General features: G+C 60.4%; 23 protein-coding genes and 1 other RNA gene. 10 read left to right on the top strand and 14 right to left on the bottom strand.

Features of this window, described 5'->3' with window-relative positions; all coding sequences use genetic code 11:
* Positions 1-30 precede the first annotated feature (30 nt).
* Both trpD and IIC71_09875 read right to left on the bottom strand, forming a co-directional pair.
* Positions 31-1050, bottom strand: a complete 1020-nt coding sequence (trpD, locus tag IIC71_09880; GenBank protein MCH7669485.1) for an anthranilate phosphoribosyltransferase — start codon at positions 1048-1050, stop codon at positions 31-33.
* A 36-nt stretch (positions 1051-1086) separates the two neighbouring features.
* On the bottom strand, positions 1087-1371 hold the full coding sequence (locus tag IIC71_09875; protein ID MCH7669484.1) for a WhiB family transcriptional regulator: 285 nt from the start codon (positions 1369-1371) through the stop codon (positions 1087-1089).
* A 116-nt stretch (positions 1372-1487) separates the two neighbouring features.
* Between IIC71_09875 and rnpB the strand changes: the two genes are divergently transcribed.
* An RNA gene (gene rnpB, locus IIC71_09870) (RNase P RNA component class A) lies at positions 1488-1836 on the top strand.
* A 229-nt stretch (positions 1837-2065) separates the two neighbouring features.
* Here rnpB and IIC71_09865 read toward each other — a convergent pair.
* Both IIC71_09865 and IIC71_09860 read right to left on the bottom strand, forming a co-directional pair.
* On the bottom strand, positions 2066-2710 hold the full coding sequence (locus tag IIC71_09865; GenBank protein MCH7669483.1) for a response regulator: 645 nt from the start codon (positions 2708-2710) through the stop codon (positions 2066-2068).
* A 137-nt stretch (positions 2711-2847) separates the two neighbouring features.
* Positions 2848-3507 carry an aquaporin gene (locus IIC71_09860; protein ID MCH7669482.1) on the bottom strand — a complete coding sequence of 220 codons (660 nt, stop codon included), beginning with the start codon at positions 3505-3507 and terminating at the stop codon, positions 2848-2850.
* A 125-nt stretch (positions 3508-3632) separates the two neighbouring features.
* Between IIC71_09860 and IIC71_09855 the strand changes: the two genes are divergently transcribed.
* Positions 3633-4628, top strand: a complete 996-nt coding sequence (locus IIC71_09855; protein MCH7669481.1) for a TIGR03557 family F420-dependent LLM class oxidoreductase — start codon at positions 3633-3635, stop codon at positions 4626-4628.
* On the opposite strand, the gene IIC71_09850 is transcribed toward IIC71_09855, so the two are convergent.
* Positions 4619-5272 carry a hypothetical protein gene (locus IIC71_09850; GenBank protein ID MCH7669480.1) on the bottom strand — a complete coding sequence of 218 codons (654 nt, stop codon included), beginning with the start codon at positions 5270-5272 and terminating at the stop codon, positions 4619-4621. The genes IIC71_09855 and IIC71_09850 overlap by 10 nt on opposite strands.
* Positions 5273-5361: 89 nt before the next feature.
* Here IIC71_09850 and IIC71_09845 point away from each other — a divergent pair, with 89 nt between their 5' ends.
* Entirely contained in the window at positions 5362-5730 is a 369-nt protein-coding gene (locus IIC71_09845) for a sulfite exporter TauE/SafE family protein (protein MCH7669479.1), read from the top strand.
* A complete protein-coding gene (locus IIC71_09840) occupies positions 5727-6128 on the top strand; it encodes a sulfite exporter TauE/SafE family protein (GenBank protein ID MCH7669478.1) in 402 nt (133 codons plus the stop codon). The genes IIC71_09845 and IIC71_09840 overlap by 4 nt, the downstream gene beginning before the upstream one ends.
* Here IIC71_09840 and IIC71_09835 read toward each other — a convergent pair.
* From IIC71_09835 to IIC71_09825, 3 genes are read right to left on the bottom strand one after another with little or no spacing between them, the layout of a single operon-like run.
* The gene (locus tag IIC71_09835; protein MCH7669477.1) at positions 6100-6633 is read right to left on the bottom strand and encodes a metal-dependent hydrolase; all 534 of its coding nucleotides are present in this window, start codon (positions 6631-6633) and stop codon (positions 6100-6102) included. The genes IIC71_09840 and IIC71_09835 overlap by 29 nt on opposite strands.
* Positions 6634-6639: 6 nt before the next feature.
* Positions 6640-7347, bottom strand: a complete 708-nt coding sequence (locus tag IIC71_09830) for a hypothetical protein (GenBank protein ID MCH7669476.1) — start codon at positions 7345-7347, stop codon at positions 6640-6642.
* 20 nt (positions 7348-7367) lie between these two features.
* Positions 7368-8450 carry a Nif3-like dinuclear metal center hexameric protein gene (locus tag IIC71_09825; protein MCH7669475.1) on the bottom strand — a complete coding sequence of 361 codons (1083 nt, stop codon included), beginning with the start codon at positions 8448-8450 and terminating at the stop codon, positions 7368-7370.
* A gap of 161 nt (positions 8451-8611) precedes the next feature.
* On the opposite strand from IIC71_09825, the gene IIC71_09820 reads away from it, so the two are divergent.
* Complete coding sequence (locus IIC71_09820) at positions 8612-8884, top strand: hypothetical protein (GenBank protein MCH7669474.1); 273 nt, start codon at positions 8612-8614, stop codon at positions 8882-8884.
* Positions 8874-9620, top strand: a complete 747-nt coding sequence (locus tag IIC71_09815; protein MCH7669473.1) for a hypothetical protein — start codon at positions 8874-8876, stop codon at positions 9618-9620. The genes IIC71_09820 and IIC71_09815 overlap by 11 nt, the downstream gene beginning before the upstream one ends.
* A 58-nt stretch (positions 9621-9678) precedes the next feature.
* Here the strand turns inward: IIC71_09815 and IIC71_09810 are convergent, their stop codons facing one another.
* Both IIC71_09810 and IIC71_09805 read right to left on the bottom strand, forming a co-directional pair.
* The gene (locus IIC71_09810) at positions 9679-10188 is read right to left on the bottom strand and encodes a GNAT family N-acetyltransferase (GenBank protein MCH7669472.1); all 510 of its coding nucleotides are present in this window, start codon (positions 10186-10188) and stop codon (positions 9679-9681) included.
* A gap of 45 nt (positions 10189-10233) precedes the next feature.
* Positions 10234-10860: a YgjV family protein gene (locus IIC71_09805; GenBank protein ID MCH7669471.1), complete on the bottom strand. Its 627-nt coding sequence runs from the start codon at positions 10858-10860 to the stop codon at positions 10234-10236.
* A gap of 158 nt (positions 10861-11018) precedes the next feature.
* On the opposite strand from IIC71_09805, the gene IIC71_09800 reads away from it, so the two are divergent.
* Entirely contained in the window at positions 11019-12332 is a 1314-nt protein-coding gene (locus IIC71_09800; protein ID MCH7669470.1) for a hypothetical protein, read from the top strand.
* A 356-nt stretch (positions 12333-12688) separates the two neighbouring features.
* On the opposite strand, the gene IIC71_09795 is transcribed toward IIC71_09800, so the two are convergent.
* From IIC71_09795 to IIC71_09780, 4 genes are all read right to left on the bottom strand, one after another.
* Positions 12689-13225, bottom strand: a complete 537-nt coding sequence (locus tag IIC71_09795) for a DUF1326 domain-containing protein (GenBank protein ID MCH7669469.1) — start codon at positions 13223-13225, stop codon at positions 12689-12691.
* A 60-nt stretch (positions 13226-13285) separates the two neighbouring features.
* Positions 13286-14047 (bottom strand): DUF2182 domain-containing protein, encoded by a 762-nt coding sequence (locus IIC71_09790; GenBank protein MCH7669468.1) that lies wholly within the window; start codon positions 14045-14047, stop codon positions 13286-13288.
* A complete protein-coding gene (locus tag IIC71_09785; protein MCH7669467.1) occupies positions 14044-14640 on the bottom strand; it encodes a DUF1326 domain-containing protein in 597 nt (198 codons plus the stop codon). Before IIC71_09785 ends, IIC71_09790 begins: the two co-directional genes overlap by 4 nt.
* A 129-nt stretch (positions 14641-14769) precedes the next feature.
* Entirely contained in the window at positions 14770-17685 is a 2916-nt protein-coding gene (locus IIC71_09780; GenBank protein ID MCH7669466.1) for a winged helix-turn-helix domain-containing protein, read from the bottom strand.
* 214 nt (positions 17686-17899) lie between these two features.
* Between IIC71_09780 and IIC71_09775 the strand changes: the two genes are divergently transcribed.
* The 3 genes from IIC71_09775 to IIC71_09765 form a co-directional block, all read left to right on the top strand.
* Complete coding sequence (locus tag IIC71_09775) at positions 17900-18061, top strand: hypothetical protein (GenBank protein MCH7669465.1); 162 nt, start codon at positions 17900-17902, stop codon at positions 18059-18061.
* Positions 18062-18239: 178 nt separating this feature from the next.
* Entirely contained in the window at positions 18240-18884 is a 645-nt protein-coding gene (gene msrA, locus IIC71_09770) for a peptide-methionine (S)-S-oxide reductase MsrA (GenBank protein MCH7669464.1), read from the top strand.
* A 67-nt stretch (positions 18885-18951) separates the two neighbouring features.
* A partial coding sequence (locus tag IIC71_09765) for a P1 family peptidase (protein ID MCH7669463.1) occupies positions 18952-19297 on the top strand: 346 nt, incomplete at its 3' end.

Here is a 19297-nt window from a genome sequence, read left to right as displayed (position 1 = left end):
CCCTGTACCGATCGATTTTGGGCGTATCAGTTACGAACGACCGAAATCCACAGCAGCTTCGACTATTGCCATCGCAGCGCCAGAATCGACCGCCGTACCGGCAAGCACCATGGCCTCTCGAAACCCATCGGCGAGGCCCGACGCGACGATCGCGGTACAGGCATTAACAATAGCAACATCGGTCTTGGGTCCCTTGGCGCCGCCCAATATCGCACGGGTGATGCGGACGTTCTCGGCAGCATCTCCGCCTTGGAGTTCGGCAAGTGTCACACGTTGCACGCCGAAGTCGCTCGGCTGGAACTCTGCCCTGGTGATTTCGCCGTCGGCGAGCCGAAGCACGTCGGTCGTCGCGGCGGTGCTTATCTCATCGAGTCCATCGTGACCGTGCACAACAAACGCGTGTGTTAGCCCAAGACCCTTGAGCACCTCGATCATCTTGTGGGCCATGGGCCCATCGGAAACTCCGACTGCCGCCCGCTTCACCCTGGCGGGGTTGCTCAGCGGTCCAAGAAAGTTGAAGACAGTGCGGACCCCCAGTTGTTTACGAACCGGCCCAACGTGGCGCATTGCCGGGTGATAACGCGGGGCGAAGAAGAATCCCCAACCGATCTCCTCGACCATCTGCTTGGTGGCCTCCGGTGGAAGTTCAATGTTTATGCCCAATGCTTCAAGCAGGTCCGCCGAACCGGTTTGTGAAGATGCTGCACGGTTGCCGTGTTTGGCGATCGGCACACCAGCGCCTGCCGCGATGAAGGCCGCCGTTGTCGAAATATTGAAAGTGCCGGCGTTGTCCCCACCGGTGCCCACAAGATCCACGGCGTCCACCGAAAGGTCACACGTGACGGCCGCTGCGAGCATCCCATCCACGAGGCCGGTCATTTCCTCGACGCTTTCACCCTTAGCGCGAATCGCAACGATGAAAGCCGCTATCTGGGCATCGGTAGCATCGCCGGCCATCATGGCGGTCATCGCAGCACGGGCCGTTGCGCGATCAATGTCGTTGCCGGCCATCAGTGACTGCAACACCGGGGGCCATGAGAAGTCGGTCATGGCGGAAAACTCTACTCGATTGACGCCGAACTCGCCCTACGCTGTTTGGGCGTCAGCAAAGTCGCGCAGAATGGCCATTCGTTCGCGTGTTGTCATCCCGCCCCACACGCCAAAACGAACATCGATTTCGAGCGCATAGTCAAGGCAGTCATCCACGACGGGGCAACCGGCGCACACCCTCTTGGCCTGCCGAACCGTCGCTGATGCTTCGCCAAAAAAAACATCCGCATCGATGTCCCGGCAGCCGGACAGGACGACCCAAGGCCGCTCCTCAACAAGGGGGATGGTGTGCAGCCTGTCTCGCTCGATTGTTACCGCCATCGGGATTTTCTCCTTGCTTGGGGACCCTCGCCGACTTGTCTACTCAATATGACGTATTCGGCCGCCTATCAGTTCCCAGGGTGCGGAGACCGGCTGAGCCGCTACGCTGTCACGCGCAACGTGGGCGGACAGCCGCGGCGAGCAATCGTTGAGGAAAGTCCGGACTCCGCAGGGCGATGGTGCTGGGTAACACCCAGGCGGGGTGACCCGATGGACAGTGCAACAGAGAGAAGACCGCCGATGGCCCTCGCGGGCACAGGCAAGGGTGAAACGGTGGTGTAAGAGACCACCAGCGGCGCGGGCGACCGCGTCGGCTCGGCAAACCCCATCAGGAGCAAGGTCAAGCAGGAACAGGGCTGCCCGTCCGTTACGTTCCAGGTAGACCGCACGAGCCCGCGCAGTAATGTCGGGCCCAGATAGATGGCTGTACGAAGACAGAATCCGGCTTACAGCCCACGTTGCATTTTTCGATGAAGGACCCCTCGTTTCGGAGGGGCCCTTCATGACGCGGTGTGTACAGACGCCTCTACGGAGGTTCGGATACGGTTGATGTAGGCCGGAAATCGTACGAAGTCAGCAGCGTCTGGGGGAGACATGCGACCGATATCGGCAACTACCTAGACGCTCGTCACCGCAAGAATCCAGCCAGACCCCTGGACGCCGGACATCGGTGTCCCGGTGACACATTTGCCACTCAGAGCCGCCGAGGTACCGTCGAGCAGATAGAAAATGGCTCGTCATGTTGAAGCAGCTCGGCGTACTGTGCGCCGATGATCTCGGTAATGGATGACCGACCATGTTTTCGAGGTTCGAACCTACGGTCCCTGCGAGCTCCCTGTCGACGTAGGCGACGGTGCCCGCCTGGTGCAACAACAAGGTGCCCTTGGGGTGTTGGGTGCAGGTCGGTGGGGCGGCGACCTCGGTGGCGCGCAATCGCAAACCGAATGGTCCGGTGGAGAGTGTCGGGTCCGATCGATCCCTTAACCAGGTAGTCCTCGGCCCCTTCGCTCACCGCCTGGATTGCGGTGTCGTCGTCCTCGTACGCACTCAACACCACAATGGGGACGTTTGGCGCCACCTTGATGATGCTGCGCACCGATTCGATCCCATCGGAATCTGGGAGGACGAGATCCAGCAAGACACAGTCAACTTCGGTCGAGCGTAGGTGGTGGACAGCTGCTCGGAGCTGGTTGACGCTCACGGTCGAGACGCCACCCGGCCAGGCCTCGGACAACATTGCATGCACAAGCCGCAGATGCAGCGGGTTGTCTTCAACGAGAAGGAGCGATGGTGCTGACGAGGCGGACGAACTCGTTGGCGCGACCTTTCGTGACGTCACAGTACCTCTTGTCGGCTTGTCCCCGCTGCCCATAAGCCATCGGGGTGCCGGATCCGAGGGTCGCGCTTGTCACGCCATCAATTTTCACCTTGCCCTACAACGGACACAGTATCGCCCCAGGTCCACAGCCGAGGGAACTACTCCTCGTCGGCGTGTTCGTCGGCGCTGAGAAGATCGTGGATAAACCACCCGACCGCGGCACCGAGCAGTGGACCAACGATGTACAGAATCATATCGTCGAAATGACTTCCAGCGACAGCAGAACCGAGCGATCTCGCCGGGTTCAGCGACGCACCGGTGATTGGCACCAATGCGAGGTGCGCCATTATCAACGTAAAGGAAATTGCCCCAAACGCGGACGAGCCATAGGCGTCGCTTGAGGTGACTCTGAGGATCACCATGACGAAGAACGCCGTAAACAGGGCCTCAAGCAACACCAGGTTGACATTGCTCAACTCGGCGCCGTTCACCGTCGCGGTTCTTGCTACGGCTGCCTCAGATGACGCAGCGAGCAAGATGTAACCGCCGACGACGGCACCGACTACCTGAGCGGCGACGTATTTCAGGAAGGTCGTGGCGTCAATGCGCTTGTCGAGGAAGGCAGCAAAGCTCACCGCTGGGTTGAAGTGCCCGCCGGAGATTTCCCCGAACGCGTACAGCCCAGCCATCAGCGCAAGACCAAAACCAAATGCGATAGCGATCGTGTCGCCGCCCGCCACGATGGCCAAACCGCCACCCACGAGCAGCACGAGACTTCCCAGTGCTTCCGCTATCAGAACTCGAACGTCCTTTGTCATATATCCACTCCTTGTCACGAGATACCTTCCACATAGTACGACCTGGAACCGGCGGATAAGGTTTCACGTCCCGATGAGCCACTGCACCCGATATGCTGACGGCCATCAATCTGAATGGAGTTCGAGTGACCAGCTTTGCATACTTTTGCGGACACGAGCAGTGGCACCCCGAGGAACTAGTGCGCCACGCCCAGCTCGCTGAAGAGGCCGGATTCGATGCGGTCCTGGTCTCTGAGCATTTCCACCCTTGGGTAGACGATGTGTCAGCGTCGGGCTTTGCGTACGCCACGATCGCCGCAATGGCGCAGGCGACAGAACGTATCGAGTTCATCACTGGTGTCACGACGCCGCTGTTTCGCTTTCATCCGGCCATCGTGGCACAGGCCGCTGCGACCCTCAGCCGGCTCTCTAACGGTCGATTCCAACTCGGGGTCGGTACCGGCGAGAACATCAACGAGGGCCCGCTTGGGTATCACTTCCCGAAGTACGCAGAGCGGGCTGCGCGTATGCGCGAAGCACTCGAAATCATGAGACGACTCCTAGACGGTGAGAAACTCACGTTCGATGGCGAGTACTACAAGACCGACCGGGCCAAGTTGTACAGCCCACCTCTGTCTCGTGTCCCCCTGTGGATGGCAGCCGGTGGACCGAAGAGCTCGGCTCTTGCGGCCGAATTAGCAGACGGCATCATCACATCAGTGAAGGACCCGGCGGTGACGTTTGAACGGGTGATCGATCCAGCCCGCTCCGCGGCGAAAGACGCCGGTCGTCCAGCACCGCGGTTCCTTGCAACGAGGTGGTCCATCTATGCCCAAAACGAAGATGAAGCCTGGGAAGCCCTCGCCTCGTGGCGCGGACTACGGGCACCCGGCCGGCTTGAAGCGGTCGACCCACAGACGCTGCGCGAACGCGCCGACGAGATGCCACGCTCTGAAATCCTCGAGCGCTACAGCATCGTTGCAAACGCTGACGACTACGTCGAAACCTACTTGCCGCTCATCACCGAAATTGGTGCCGACTACGTCACAATCCAGACGTCGTCCACCGATCAGGAGTCGTTGATCGCAATGCTCGGTGACGAAGTCCTGCCAAGGTTGCGCGAGGCAGCATCTCAGGGCTGAAGCAACACGGACAGACGACCGATCTCCGCGCCAAGCCGATCGTCAGCCGGTTTCAACGAGTCGACTGCGAGTAGCGCCGGGATCACAGCTTCACGCACTTCGCGTCGCAGGCGTTTCCCGTCGTCACCGGCGGGGATTTCACTTGCGAACGCTTCTAACAGTGGCAACAACGCCTCACCGAAAGTCGCAACAAGGTCGATGCGCCATGTCCCGTCGTAACTGCGAGTGAAGACGGTGCCCGGATCCAACTCGTCACCGACTTCGACGTGCGCAAAAAGCGTCTCATCGATTGCGAACTGCTCAAACCCGCGTACCGTCACGCTGTCTAAGGCCAGCCCCGTATAAGTTCCGAAGCCTCCGGCGAACGAAACCCAGTAGTCAGCAACGGTCTCTTGCGAGATTCCCTGGACCAGCATGATCTCGACATCCTCAGCCGGAATGCCGTTCTCTATGGCGAGGATGATCGCAAGCGAGTCCTGGTCGACGATGTCCACCAATCTCGGCACATCACGGCCGCTGACGGCAAGCAACCACTCGCGTACCGTGCCGGTGGGGTACGTGCTTACAGCTTTATCGTCCCGACCCGATCCGCTGCATGCCGCGGCCAGTACGGCCATGACAACAAGCATCCTGAGAACCTTCATCCACACAAGGGTAGCTACGGGGCGGCGGAACGTCCGGTCGCGGGTCTGCTCACATGGTGCCCCCCAGCCGTACCGCTACACTCGCAAGCATGCAGATCAGCGCCGCCAAGATTGCACCCGCGCTGGCTCTCGGTCTTGTCGCCGGTGTTATTAGTGGACTCTTCGGCGTGGGAGGGGGTGTCATTGTCGTCCCAGGTCTCGTCCTTGCGATTGGTCTGCGGCCGTCGCTGGCGTCTGGCACCTCGATAGCGACCATTGTCGTATCGGCAACGGTTGGTGTTGCACGTTTCCAGCTCGACGATGCCGTCGACTGGTGGGCTGCCGCGCTGCTGCTCATCGGTGCAGCGGTCGGTGCGGTCATCGGGGGCAAGGTGATCACCAACGTGCCTCAGAGAGCGTTGACCAGAATGCTCGCAACTCTCATGATGATCTCTGCAATCAAGATCGGAACGTCGTGAGTCCTGCACTGATCATCGTTGGGCTGTTTGCAGGGACTGTCGCGGCCTTGCTTGGAGTCGGCGGGGGCATCATCTACATCCCGGCCTTGGTGTTCATGCTTGGCCTCTCGCAGCACGTCGCCCAGGGAACCTCACTTGCGGTGATTGCCCCAACTGCGTTGGTCGCGACATATGTTCATCATCGCGGCGGTCGGATCGCCTGGGAACTTGCGATCCCCGTCTCCATCGGCGCGGCCCTTGGCGCCCTTGCCGGTGCGTCGCTTGCGCTTGCAATCGAAGGAGACACACTCAAAAAAATGTTCGCCGTCCTGCTCGCGATCCTCTCGATTTTGATGTGGCGCAAGGCTGACACGGATGCCAACGAATCGGCTACGACTCCCCAATCGGAACATCGATAACGCCCGTTCGTAGGAAATGTCGCCGCTTTTCTCCGCTGTCGAGACCGCCCCGCCTACCGAGGATAAACAAGTACACAACGCCGACAATTTCGCCCGTCCAGGCAACGGGGCTACTCAGAACCGCACCGAGGTAGGCCCCCACCGACGCAAACGCTTGCTCGGTGAGATCGAGTCCAAGGAACGGCCACCAGAGCGTTTCTTGTGAGTCCCACATTGCATCCAGAAACAGATGGAGCAGCATTCCAACCGCAATCGCCATCCATCGCCGCCTTGGTCTGCCCCGGCGGGTGCGCAGCAGCACCGCCACCATGACGGCGGCCGAAACGAGCAGCGAATGCGACCACAGCCGGACCGAGTGGAATGACTCCCAGAACACGAGGCCGATAGGGGTATCGATGAGGTCGGGAACGATCGCTCCGAAAGCCAAAAACCGGAGGTCCATACGCGCATCGCGAAATGTGTACCGTGCAACTGCGACCGTAGCGCCAAGGTGCCAGAAGAGCATGGCGGTTCAGATCACCAAAATGCGTCGACAGTGGATGCACCGCGGCGGTTCGGAGCGTTTCGCCTCGATCTGCTCGGCTGCAGTCAACGACAGATGGCACCCGCTGCAGGTTCCGTCCTCAAGAGCGGCGGCCCCGACACCACCCTTCAGACGCCGCAGTTCTTCGTAAAGCTCGATGATCTCTGCCTCGATGGTCTTCACAATCTCCCCCTTGCGGTTCTTACGCCGACCCAATTCTGCGTCAATCACCTTCCATTCCGCCTTGATAACCTCAGCAAGGCGATCCCTTTCCGTGTTCACCGAAGCCAGCTCATCTCGAGCCGATTCCGACAGTGCCTCCTGCTCCTCGGCAGCCTCCATCAGTGCAAGCAGTTCGTCTTCCATCGTTGACTTCTGGGTCCGCAACATCTCGACCTCCCTGCGAAGGTAGTCCGCATCGCGCGCCGACATGCCACCGCTATAAAGTCGAAGTTGTTCGCGGTTGAGCTTTTCGTCTGCAATGCCCAATTCGCCCTGCGTCCGATCAAGGTCACGGTTTGTTTGCTTGAGCTTCGCCGCGGCGTCGGCCTCGGCGGCTGCGAGTTCAGCAGACGATTCGTGGGCTGACTTGTACAAGGCAAGCTCGGGAAGTGTTTCCCGGTTGTGGAAGAGCCGATCGATCTGCGCGTCTACGTCCCGGAGGTCGAGTAGGTCTGCGTAGCTCTTCATTTCCATCGGGACGACGATTCCATCTGTTAGTTGCTCCAGGGGTCGGTGTTGATAGTTGTGAGGTCGACAGTTTCGCAGCCAAGGTCGCCTACTGCTGCAACGAGGCCTGCCATGCCCGGACGCTCCGAGGGAGCGTGGCCACAATCCACAATTGCCGTCCCCTTGCTCAATGCGGCCTGGGCGGTGTGGTGGTTGACATCGCCGGTAACGATAACGTCAACCGACCCGGCGACTGCCGCGACAAACGACCCGCCTGACCCGGGAACGACCGCAACCGAACTGATCTCCTTGTTACCGGCACCGGCAACACGGGAACGTGTTTGCAAGATCTCGTCAACATTTGCAGCGAACTCGTCAAGCAACATTGGGGAGGCGCGGGTCCCCCGACGCCCTACGAAACCGGCGTTCGCCATGACAGCGACAATGTCATATGCCGGTTCTTCATAGGGATGCGCCGCTACAAGGGCGCTGATGACAGCACCCAGCACCTGTTTGGTAGCGATCATTTCAAGACGGGTCTCGATCACGGATTCGGGGACACCGCGAGTTCCGATCGCGGGGGCTGCATGTGGGCCGGGTGTGAAGCGGCCTTCGCCCTCGACTCGAAATTGCGCTCCGGTGTAGTGCCCGACCGAGCCCGCCCCGGCCGCCACAAGCGCATCGGCCACACCATCGACGTCGGCCGTGGGAACGAAGGTGACGATTTTCACGGTGTCGCCGCCCCACTCCGCGCCAAACGGCACGAGGTTCTCCAGAGCGAACGCTGCGGCGAGCGCATCGGCGCCGCCGCCGGGTGCCACGTCCCATGCGGTATGGACCACGTAGAGGGAAATCCCGGACTCCGCAAGCGCATACGCCCTACCCGGCGGCGACGCGCCTTTTATAAACGCAGTCACCGGGTCGAACAACAGGGGGTGATAAACCACCAGCAAATCGAGTTCAGCCCCGACGGCAGCGGCAACGACGGCGTCGGTCACCTCGTGACACACCCCAACCTTGCGACAGGGTGCATCACGGTCCCCCACTTGCAATCCAACCTTGTCCCACAGGGCCGCCTTGGACAGCGGAATGCGCTCGTTCAACGCTGCCAAGAAACTCGCTGTGTCCATCCACCCGATCTTAAACGGCATCGCCGCCGCTGCCGCATCGAAGCGACATGGCGTCTCACCGCTTTAGTCCACGGCGATCCAAGAGCTGTGTGTCACGGGTACGTTTGTTGATTCTCGTCTAAACCGCGCCGGATGCTGGTGCGTTCTTATGGTATGGATGCATGGGAGACAACGGCCATATGGATGACGTGGAGCACATTCCGAACGTCCGAGTGCCTCGGCAGTTTGAGGCATTCTATCGCCAGGAGTATGCGGTCGTGCTTGCCCTGACATATGTACTCAGCGGCAGCCGCCCCACAGTGGAGGACTTGTCGGTCGCGGAGATTGCTGAGATTCTCGAAATCGCCGGAGGGACCGTCAAGGCTCTCCTGCATCAGGGTCGAGAACGCCTGGAACGTCAGTTTCGAGCGAAAGGGTGGGCGGATGAACTTTGATACGTTCGCCCACGCGGCAGGGCGTGCCGCGATACGAGACGCCCGGCACGCAACCCGCCCCGCGATCTCCCAAGCCCACGCCTCCAGACGACGTCGTACCACGGCTTCGGTGGGCCTGTTCAGTTTCCTAATAACGCTCACGTTGATCGGCGGCGGCGTGTTCTTATGGCGAGGCGCGGTCCCGTCTGCGCCACAGACGGAAACAGAGCCTTCGACCATTTCGACCAACGCCGACCCACAACGAATTGACACCGATCCCGGCCAAGGGACCCGAACGACGCCTGGCCCATCCGAGTTCGCTTCGTTAGTGGTCGACGGCGCAGACGGTGGCTGCGGAATCGACAATATGCCCGAGGATTGGCAAAACACCGCCATCAAGTTCGGCCCCTTGTGGCTGTGGCACGTCGGTCCCCCGGGCGCAGGTGGCGATTTCGACCGCAGCGTCAAGACGATCGCCGTTTTGGAACCCGGCGCTACGGTCACACTTGTCGTGCCTAACGCCTATCGCGACAGGGTCAGCCACCTATTCGATTCGTCCATGTGGAATCCATCCGGCAGTTATCGCATCGCGCAGGGCGGCGCCGCCGTCACATTCCTTCCCTGCGAATCCGAGTCCGCCCAGTTTGTCGGCGGATTCATATTCCAAGGGGACCCGTGCGTCGAACTCGACGTCACGGTTGGTGATGCCGACCCTTTCACAGCCACGGTTTCGTTGTCCAACGAGCCTTGTTCCTAGATCGTCTCCGCACCGAAAACGCTTCAACGCGACACGGCATCCACCGATCGGCGCGACCCTATGACTCAATTCTCTTCGAGAACGTTATGACACCGCCGCTGACTGCTCTTTGGGTGAAGCCGAGGCGTTCCATGAGGGCGCGGGCGCCGCGGTTGGACGCCAGACACTCCCCCACCACCGTGGTGAAGCCGTTGCGGACCGCAGCGTCGATAACATCCTGAAGTACCACCGTCGCGACACCGCGGTGCCGCCACTCCGGTTGCACAACGACCGCAATCTCGACATCTCCATCGTCGCGAACGCCGTATCGCGCAAGACCAATGGGATCTCCGTCCTCCGTCTCGCAAATGATCGCGAAGCGCTCATAGAAATCCAGGAGAGTCAGGTAGTCGAGGCGTTCCTCGGTGAGCGAGAAGCTCGCGTTGAAAAACCGGTTCTCCAGATCGATCGGATCAGCGTTTTCATATGCGTCGCGGATCAGCGTCCGGTCCTCTGGGCGTAGTGGACGCAGCCACACCGATGTTCCGTCCCCTAGCTCGGTGCGACGGCGGAGCGGAATCGCGTGCACGATGTTGCCTCCCTCGCGACAGACGTCAAGAACCCTACGCCGTAATCATGACACAAGCGAGCGTTCGTATGTGTCGCCGACCTTGGCGAATCCCATCCGTTCGATGTACGCCCGGTGGGCAGCGGTTTGTGCCGTCGTTCGAACAGTTGGGTACCCCTTCTCCACAAGCAGCCGCCGACTCGGCCCGTAGAAATGCCGCCCCAGCCGGTTGTCTCTGAACTGCGGGGTTGCGTAGTCAAGCACGATCGTGAGTACGCCGGGTTCGCACTCATAACCAACAACCAGTCCAGCGGGCACCATGTCGCGCAGTATGAAACAGATGAAGTCGGCACCTTCCAGGGTGCCGTCGAAGTCGGGTTGGAACTCGTGGATCGACTCGCGGTGAAACGACAAGAACTCGCTGGCATAGTCCGAATCGGGGTCGACTTCGAGGATCGAGTAGTACGAATGATCGGTTGCGGCCTTCCACAGATAGAAGGAGTTGATGCCCATAATCGCGATGTTGGTTAGGACAATCGGCACCGACCCGATCAGAGCGCCGTACACCCCGAACGCGACGGACCCCAGAAGACTAAAGATCCGCAACTTGCGAAACGACTTCATGGTGAGTGCTGTCACCACCAGCGCGGACCCCATGTAACCGACAATCTCGTACAGCGTTGCCTTGTCCACAATTCTCCAAGCTCGACGCCGCAAGAGTACTCGGCCAAACCGACAGACTTTTCTTCGTTTGCGGTAAACCTTCCCAGCCCTTCGGGCGTGTAACGCTATGTGAGGTAGGTCATATCACTGTCCCTTGGACAACCTTTTAACACCAGGAGGACCAGCAGATGCTCAAACGCAAAGCCATCACCGTTTTCGGGATGATGTTCGCCGTAATGCTTGCAAGCGGGGCAGCCCTTGCGCAGGCGGGCGCATTTCAAGCGGCCCCGGCTCCAACGACGATCGTGCAAGGCGTCGTCGAGGACGAGTCGGAGCCATCGTCGGCTACCACGACGGAAGCACCACCAGAGTCGTCCACGACAACGGCGACGACTGATGCGCCTGTTGAGCCGACCACCACGACCACCACCGAGGTGCGCGACGAAGAGCCCCCTCTGCTTGAGATCGTCAGCCCCGACTCGGGTGCCGTTGTCAATCGGCCGTATGTCATTGTGAAGGGCATCACCGAGCCCGGCGCCAAGGTTGCCATCGGAGATCACAGGGTCGAAGTAGGAGACGAGGGCCACTGGCGCGCCGAGGTGAAACTGCGCGAAGGTAGAAACGAAATTGTTGCGGTCGCCAAAGACACTGCCGGCAACATGTCACGCGACTCAATCGTCGTCATCTACAAGGTTGCTGACGTCCGTTTCACTGTGCATCAGAAGTTCGAGGTCTCCCACGAGGAGCGACCTTACGAGGTATTTTGGGGAACCGCCCCTCCCGGCTCTGGGATCGTCGCCCGATCTGAGTACGGGGTCGAAGATGCGCGCGCCAATGAACACGGCAAGTGGGAGTTGAAGCTTCCCCTCAAGGAGCTGCCCGCAAACACAAAGATCAGGATCAAGGTGTCGTCAACCACCGGTGTTGAAAAGACCTTCTCCTTCACATGGACCCCCGAACGAGACGTGTACGAGTTCGTCGCCCATCAGAAATATGGGATGAATGTCGAGCCGTTTGATGTGTTCTACGGCAAGGGCAAACCTGGAACCACCGTGTGGGTCGGATCAGAGTACGGCGATGCCAAGACCGAGATCAACGAAGAAGGCCGCTGGGAAGTCAAGGTACGGTTTGAGGGAGCACCGGTCGGCGAGGAGTTCAGGGTGGTCGTCGAGTCCTCCACTGACGACCGTGTCGTGTTTGGTTTCATCCTCAAAGAGGGCGAGCGGAAGCACGAGTTCACCGCAACCCAGAAGTACGGTGTGTCAGATGATGCTGAGGCATTCGACATCTTCTGGGGGACCGCAACACCAAGTGCAACGGTTTGGATCGTTTCGGACTTCGGTTCCATCGAAGTCATGACCGACGAGACCGGGAACTGGGAAACCAAGGTGTACTTCAACGACATGCCTATCGATGAACTGTTTGATGTGGTCATCGAATCATCTGACGGTGGACGAAAGGTCTTCACGTTCGTTTGGTTGGGGGTTGGTGGGGACCAATAACCACGGGTTAACGTGAGCGAACCGAGGGTCGGCGCCCTGCGCCGACCTTCATTCGCGCCCTAGCTGTGACAACCGGGGACGTCGTCCCCGGCGTCATGAACAAGATCATGACCTTCGTGACAGGCCGACTGATGCCGCAGTCGTTTGCAGCATGGATGAACGGCAAACTCGTCGAAATGATGCTGCCTGACGCAAAACCATTAAAGGTCGCACAGAGCGCCAGCTAGCGTCTCGCCCCATCGAGACCGGCCCTCACGGTGGTCGAGTGGCGGATCATCGGGCGGAAGCGCGTGCAGATCGTCTCTCCTCGGTGACCCACCACGTCGATGACACTGCAGAGTCGGGTGTGTCTCGGTTTACCCTTGGTAAACAAAGTTGGATTGGAAGGAGCACCGCTCCCGCAGGTTCCACTCGAACGGCGGCACCGCCACGGTGACGACGTCAGAGATCATCTCAACGCCGGAGGCATGGTCGGTAAGGCCACATGTCACCGGACCCTCCGCGACAGCCTCAATCGTGGACCGCACCTCGACGAACGTCTCGACAGCGATGCGCCACCGACCGGGCACATGCACCAACTCGATTGCGGCGGGTCGCACCATCGAAACCTCTTTGATTGCTCGCCCGTATAGTTTCCTGGTGTCGCCAGGGATCCGACCGAGAAACACATCCGCAAGATCTTTCTGCCGTGCCTGGTCCGCGTTCTCGTCGACAAACATCGCGACACGCCAGGGACTCCCTGGCTCGTCGTCGGCATAAGAACCCACGATCACCACTGCAAGACCCGACAGATCGCGGCCGTCTACATGGCCGTTGTCGATGCTCCATGACAACACAAAATCGCAGGTGTCGTACGTCGATGCTCCCCCTTTCGATCCCCTTCGCGCCGGCACGGGCAAACTGCCTCACAATTGCAGGCTTCGTAGTACAAGCCGCTCACTTTCCAAGTCACATCATCCTCCTAGAACCACAGCGACGCCCCACAGCGTCAGTACTACCCCGCCAAAGCGAGAAATCATCATGCGCCTCGGGGCGACCTTCTCAGCCAACACGAAGATGGCGAGCACCGCGACCCAAGCGAGGTTCATCACGCCAAGCACAAACAGCAAGATCATCAGCGACCAGCAACATCCGAGACACAACCTCCCGTGGTGCAGACCCATTTGCAGTGCGCCGGCATTGCCTTCCCTCCACGATGTCATCAAGAACCCCATAGGCGTGCGACACGCGCCGAGGCTGCTGAGCTTGCCTGGCGAGAACTGCACCACCCCGGCGCTGACGAGCAAACCACCAGAGAACCAGCTTTGTGTCACGACACCCATACCGTCGACGAGCGCCACGGTCGCTAACAGCCACTGGAGCGCCGTCGCGCCCACCGCGAACGCTGCCCAGACCGCGACATAGCCGGTGACGAACAGGGGAGTCGAACCTCCCCTGCCGCCAGCCGATCCTCGATCGAGGCTGTCGTAGGCGATCACCATCGGTATTGCCGACGGCAGCATCATCGCCGCCATCATCACCGCCCACATCACGGCCATAACGGCGGCCTGCGCGTACGACCATGCCGGGGTCATCGGCATTGCAAACACCGATGACATATCTTGGGCCCGGCTCGCCACGAATGCCAGATACGTCCACGACAACGCTGTGAAGCCAATCAGCCCGACTACGACCGCTCCCCTGGCCCGGCTGAGAGCGACCGCTGCGGTGGTCATGCCGCGTATTCGAAGGGTGAATAGAGTCCGTTCTTCTTTTCCAGATTCCACTGCATCCCGTGATCGGTGTACGTCATCTTCTCCGAGTGCGCCACAGATGCCGCGTACCCGGGTGCGATCGCCAGCGGATGACCTTCTACCGTGATCGCACCGTCACCTTGTCCATCGGCGCCAACGATGACAGCCTCGGCGACGCCGGTGATCGTCATAGATGTCCGTTTGCCCTCTTTCTCGAATCTGATCGTTGCGGGTCCCGCTCCGAGCACAGTGCCGATATGGGTCGCCAACCGTGCGGGATGTCCCCCGGATTGCCCAGAAAAGATCGCTCCGAGCGCATTCATTTGGTCTTCGGTTGCGCGATCATCGAAGTACAGCGCTGCCTGCCATTTCACTTCCATCATGTGTCCAGGCGAGAGTACGGCCATCGCGACGTTCAACCCGTCGAGCTTCGTTCCTTCGAAGTCGCCGTGCTCAATGTGCCACCCCACAAGGACGGTGCAGTCGTCCTCTGTTGGGGGGCTCAAGAATATGCACGGACACGCCGCCTCGCAGTTACATGTTTCGAAGTACTGTCCCTTTACGTTCCAGGTCATGTTGATCTCCTCGTTCGACCGGTCGTTGGGAATCACACTTGCATAGCGATATCAACGTCAGGTCAAAGAAGGCTCAATACGGATGCTGAGCGCCTGCAAATCGCCACGTTCGAGCCAAAGACCGTCTGTTCATCCTGACTCGTCGAGCTCCAGAGCACGATTGATTGCGTCGAGACTGACCGTGACGAGTTCGGGCAAGGACATGATGGATCCCCTGATCGTAAGCCGTCGGTATTGGGCGTCACCCAGTGCGGTCGTGATAACTTCCAGGACCCGCCGGTGAGGGTGAGCCAAAGTCGAATCGGTGTCCACAAGGAGCGCTCCGGCGAGGACTGCAGCCTCCTCATGGAGGCCGACATCCACTAGCGCGCTCGTCAGGTACCGCCACGTCTGTCGTAGCTGCGTGCCGTCAGCAGCCCGGAACCAATGGTCGACGACGCCAGCGAAGCCCCGCAAGCCGGTTGCGGTCTCACCATGGGCCGTATTGACCGAGGCAAGCTCCATCCGAGCGATGCCGCCCATCCACTCGTTGCGAACTGAGTCGGCCATCCTCACCGCCTCTTCAAACATCGCACGTGCTTCCTGCGGCTTGTCATGCTTGACTGCGAGACCGGTCGCATAGAGGGAAAACGCAAGCGACGTCGGATTTCCCGTCTTCCTAGCAATCGCCAGCGCTCTTGCCGCCGCGAGGGCAGCTTCTTCGAGCCGCCCGAGGACTGCGTTCGTCACCGAAACGTAATATGTGGCCCAAGCCTCTCTCGTCAAATCCCCGCGCTCGCGCGCGGTCAGAACCACCCCCGTGTAGTGCAACAATGCCGTGCTCGCGTCACCGCGATACAACGCAACATCTGCAAGTACATCCTCCGGATAGCCACTCATCGATGGCACGACTCCCGCTGCGTCTGCTGCTTTGCTCGCAAACTCGACGGCGTCCTCGAACCGGCTCTCTATCCATGCACCCCTGGCTGCCGTTCCCGACACGGCTCGCCAGCGGACATCGCTCGGTGCCATGTTCTCCCACACTGACCGGGACCAAGTAACGATTTCGGAACGAGATCTCCAGTACCCGCCGTCGGAAAGTGAGATGACGATGGTGGACGCCGAATCCAAGTCGCCGTTCTCCATTGCCCAACGGAACGCGTCGCGGAGGTTGTCGTGAGCGGCGACCATCTCGACGATGGCATCGCCTTCTTCGTTGGTGAGCAGCCTGGCAGCCTGGACCGTCGCCAACTGGGCGTAGTGGCAAGCGTGGCGATCTCTCACAGCCGGCTCATCGGTACCGAGGTGGGCGACCGAGAAACGACGGATTGTCTCCAGCAGTCGATACCTGGTTCGGGTGCCGGAGGTCTCTGCCATGACCAGCGACTGATCAACCAAAGCCGACAGCTGACCTCGCACGGCTTCCGGGTTCTCTGCCCCCGGAGCACACACCGCGAGGACGTCCTCGAAGAGGAACCGTCCAGACATCACCCCGAGCCGCACGAGTAGCTCGCGTGGCTGCTGCGAAAGAAGTTCGTAGGACCACGAAACGGTCGCGTACAAGGTTGCGTGGCGTGAATCATCCGGTGCTGCGGTGCGCGATAGCTGTACTTGTGACCCGAGCGTGGCGAGGATCTCAGTAGGGGTCATCGAGCCAAGACGCGATGCGGCTATCTCGAGCGCGAGCGGCAACCCATCGAGGCTCCGACATAGCTCCAGAACATCGTCGGCGTTAGCAGCAGTCAGCTCGAAGGTGCTCGGTGCTCGTCGCAGCAGGAGCTCGACGGCGGGCCACCGCCGGAGTCCCTCGATGGACGCATCGATACGGTCGGGAAGAGCAAGCGACGGGGTCCTCCAGGTGACCTCTCCGTCAACGAAGAGTGAGGATCGGCTCGTTGCGATTACCACAAGCTGTGGACAACTCCGTACGAGCGAAGCAATCGCTCGGGCAACCGTGTCCGAGACGTGTTCACAATTGTCCACGATAAGGACCGCCGACCGAGGCGCAAGGTACTCGATCAGGCTCACGAGCGGACCCGCTTCTGGATGAGGCTGGACACCCACACTTGATGCGAGTACCGCGTCGACCGCGGATTCGTCCTGGACTGCAGACAGATCGGCAAAGAACACAGGCCGCGTGCCGTCCGCAAGAATCCGTCGGCCGACCTCAAGAGCAAGCCGTGTCTTGCCGACGCCCCCAGGACCCGTAAGCGTTAGCAGTCGCGCCCGTTCGGTGTGTTGCAGTAGGTCCTCGATCTCCACACTTCGACCCACCAGATCGGAAGCAGGTGCCGGGAACAGCCATACCGGTTCGACACGTCCGGCTGTGACATCGTGCATCAGGATCTGTTCTTCAAGGATCTGTAACTCAGGCCCTGGCTCCACGCCGAGTTCCTCCACCAACATGTTTCGCAGGCGCCGATAGACGGCCAATGCATCGGCCTGGCGACCAGACCGGTATAACGCGAGCATGAGGATTCCGCTCAGCCGTTCGTCGAGGACGGCCTCTGCAACCATCCGCTCAATCTTCGAAATAACAAGCTCGGGTTCGCCGTCGGCAATAGTCGCCTCGGCCCAGCGGGCGACGGTATTCGTGCGTTGGCTCTCAAGGATCGACGATCGGTCGAGTACCCACGGCCGATCCACATCCACGAGAACCGGACCCCGCCAGAGAGCGAGCGCGGATGCGAGCGCGGCTGCGACGCCGCGGGAATCTTCAATGTTGTCAGCGACCGCGACACGTTGCCGGAAGAGACCGATGTCGGTCTTCAGGCTGTGCAGCGTCAGGCGATAGGCGCCCTGCCCACCGCGTATCTCTACCGTCGAACCCAGCAAACGGCGCAGGTTCGACACGTACGTCCGGAGAGATCGCACGGAACCCTCGGACGCATTGTCGCCCCAGATCGCGTCGACGATCGTCTGGATCGCGACCGGCTCGCCTTCGCGCAGGACAAGGTAGGCGAGCAATGCGCGCTGATTCGGTCCTCCAGGATCGACCCACTCGCCACCTAGGACCAGCTCCAGCGGTCCCAACAACCTGAGTATGTCCTGTTCCGACGAGTGCACGTCCCGACACTACCGCGACGCCACAACTCGTGCTGCGAGCCGTCCGCAGCCTTTGATCTCGCTACGGGAATCTTCACAGGTGTGTTTTATCGATCCGTCCACGAACACCGGAGCAGTTGCCGCCGAGAATCAGGCAGCCGATCCAGCGGACTACCGGGGACTGTCAATGATCAGAACGACGACAGCCTCAATCTGCTGTCCGAGAATGCCGCGCGTGGCAATTGTAAGATCTCGTCTCATGCCGCAGTCGTTTGCAGCGTGGATGAACGGCAAACTCGTTGAACTGATGCTGCCAGACGCCAAACCACCAAAGGTCGCCGAGAGCACTGGCTATCGCCTTGTCACGTCAAGACCTGTCTCCACCGCGGTGGTGTAGCGGACCATCGGCCAGCGGCACATACAGATCGTCGTTTTCGCCCGGTCAGTAGGCACGTCCTCTCGCGGTGGGTGCAAACCCGCCCATGAAGGTTCTTATGAAACGATGAACTTGTGAACGCGAGAGGAACAATCTCGATGGCGTACCATGTTGTGTGTAGTGACAGAAAGCGAGCGCCATGTTTTTCAAGACGCGCAAACCGCTCCTAAACACGACCGACGACGCTTCGGCACCGCGCCGGGCTCCGATGCAACTCTCGGGTATCCATTTCGACAACCGAAACTCATACCTGCCGCCGTTTGCGGATCACCTCGAACTCGCCACTTTCGGGATGGGGTGTTTCTGGGGTGCGGAGCGCATTTTCTGGCAAACGCTCGGTGTTCACGCAACCGCGGTTGGCTACGAAGGCGGAAACGTCGAACACGCCACCTACGAGGAGGTGTGCTCTGGGAGGACGGGACACGCCGAAGTCGTCCTCGTGATCTACGACCCCAACAAGGTGTCGTACGAACAACTGCTCAAAGCATTTTGGGAAGGCCACGACCCAACCCAGGGTATGCGCCAGGGAAACGACCGAGGCACGCAGTACCGATCAGCGATCTACACCCACAACGACACCCAGCAGGCCCTCGCACTGTCCACCAAGGCTGCCTTCCAAGAGAGTCTCAACGAACTCGGCTACGGTGCCATCACCACCGACATCGAACCGACGACCGAGTTCTACTACGCCGAGGAATACCACCAGCAATACCTCGGGAAGAACCCTGCTGGATACTGTGGCATCGCCGGCACCGGGGCGTCCTGCCCGGTCGGTGTCGCCTGACACAAACTCGGTCTGGAAAGAACCGGTTCTCGACATCGGGGTCGCAGGCTACCGTGGGGCTATGAGCATGATCGACCCCGAGAATCTAACCCTCACGGCAGTGAAGGGCGTGCGTGTCGGGCACTGGACGGATCCGGGCGCAGCTACAGGAGTCACGGTCGTCGACCTGCCTGAACCCAACGTTACGGCCGTCGAGGTCCGTGGTGCCGCCCCCGGGACTCGCGAACTGGCATTGCTCGCTCCTGGCATGACGGTGCAAACAGTCCAAGCCATCGTCCTGGCTGGTGGCAGCGCTTTTGGTCTCGCGGCCGCCGACGGTGTCGTCCGCAGGCTCGAACAGACCGACCGCGGCTATCCGACGGCGGCCGGTGTCGTCCCGATCGTCGCCTCTGCCGTGTTGTTCGACCTGGCTG

Source organism: Acidobacteriota bacterium, from assembly GCA_022562055.1.
Lineage (GTDB): Bacteria > Actinomycetota > Acidimicrobiia > Spongiisociales > UBA5794 > BMS3BBIN02.
The sequence above is the reverse complement of the archived record's forward strand: the minus strand, read 5'-3'. Positions and strand labels throughout refer to the sequence as shown.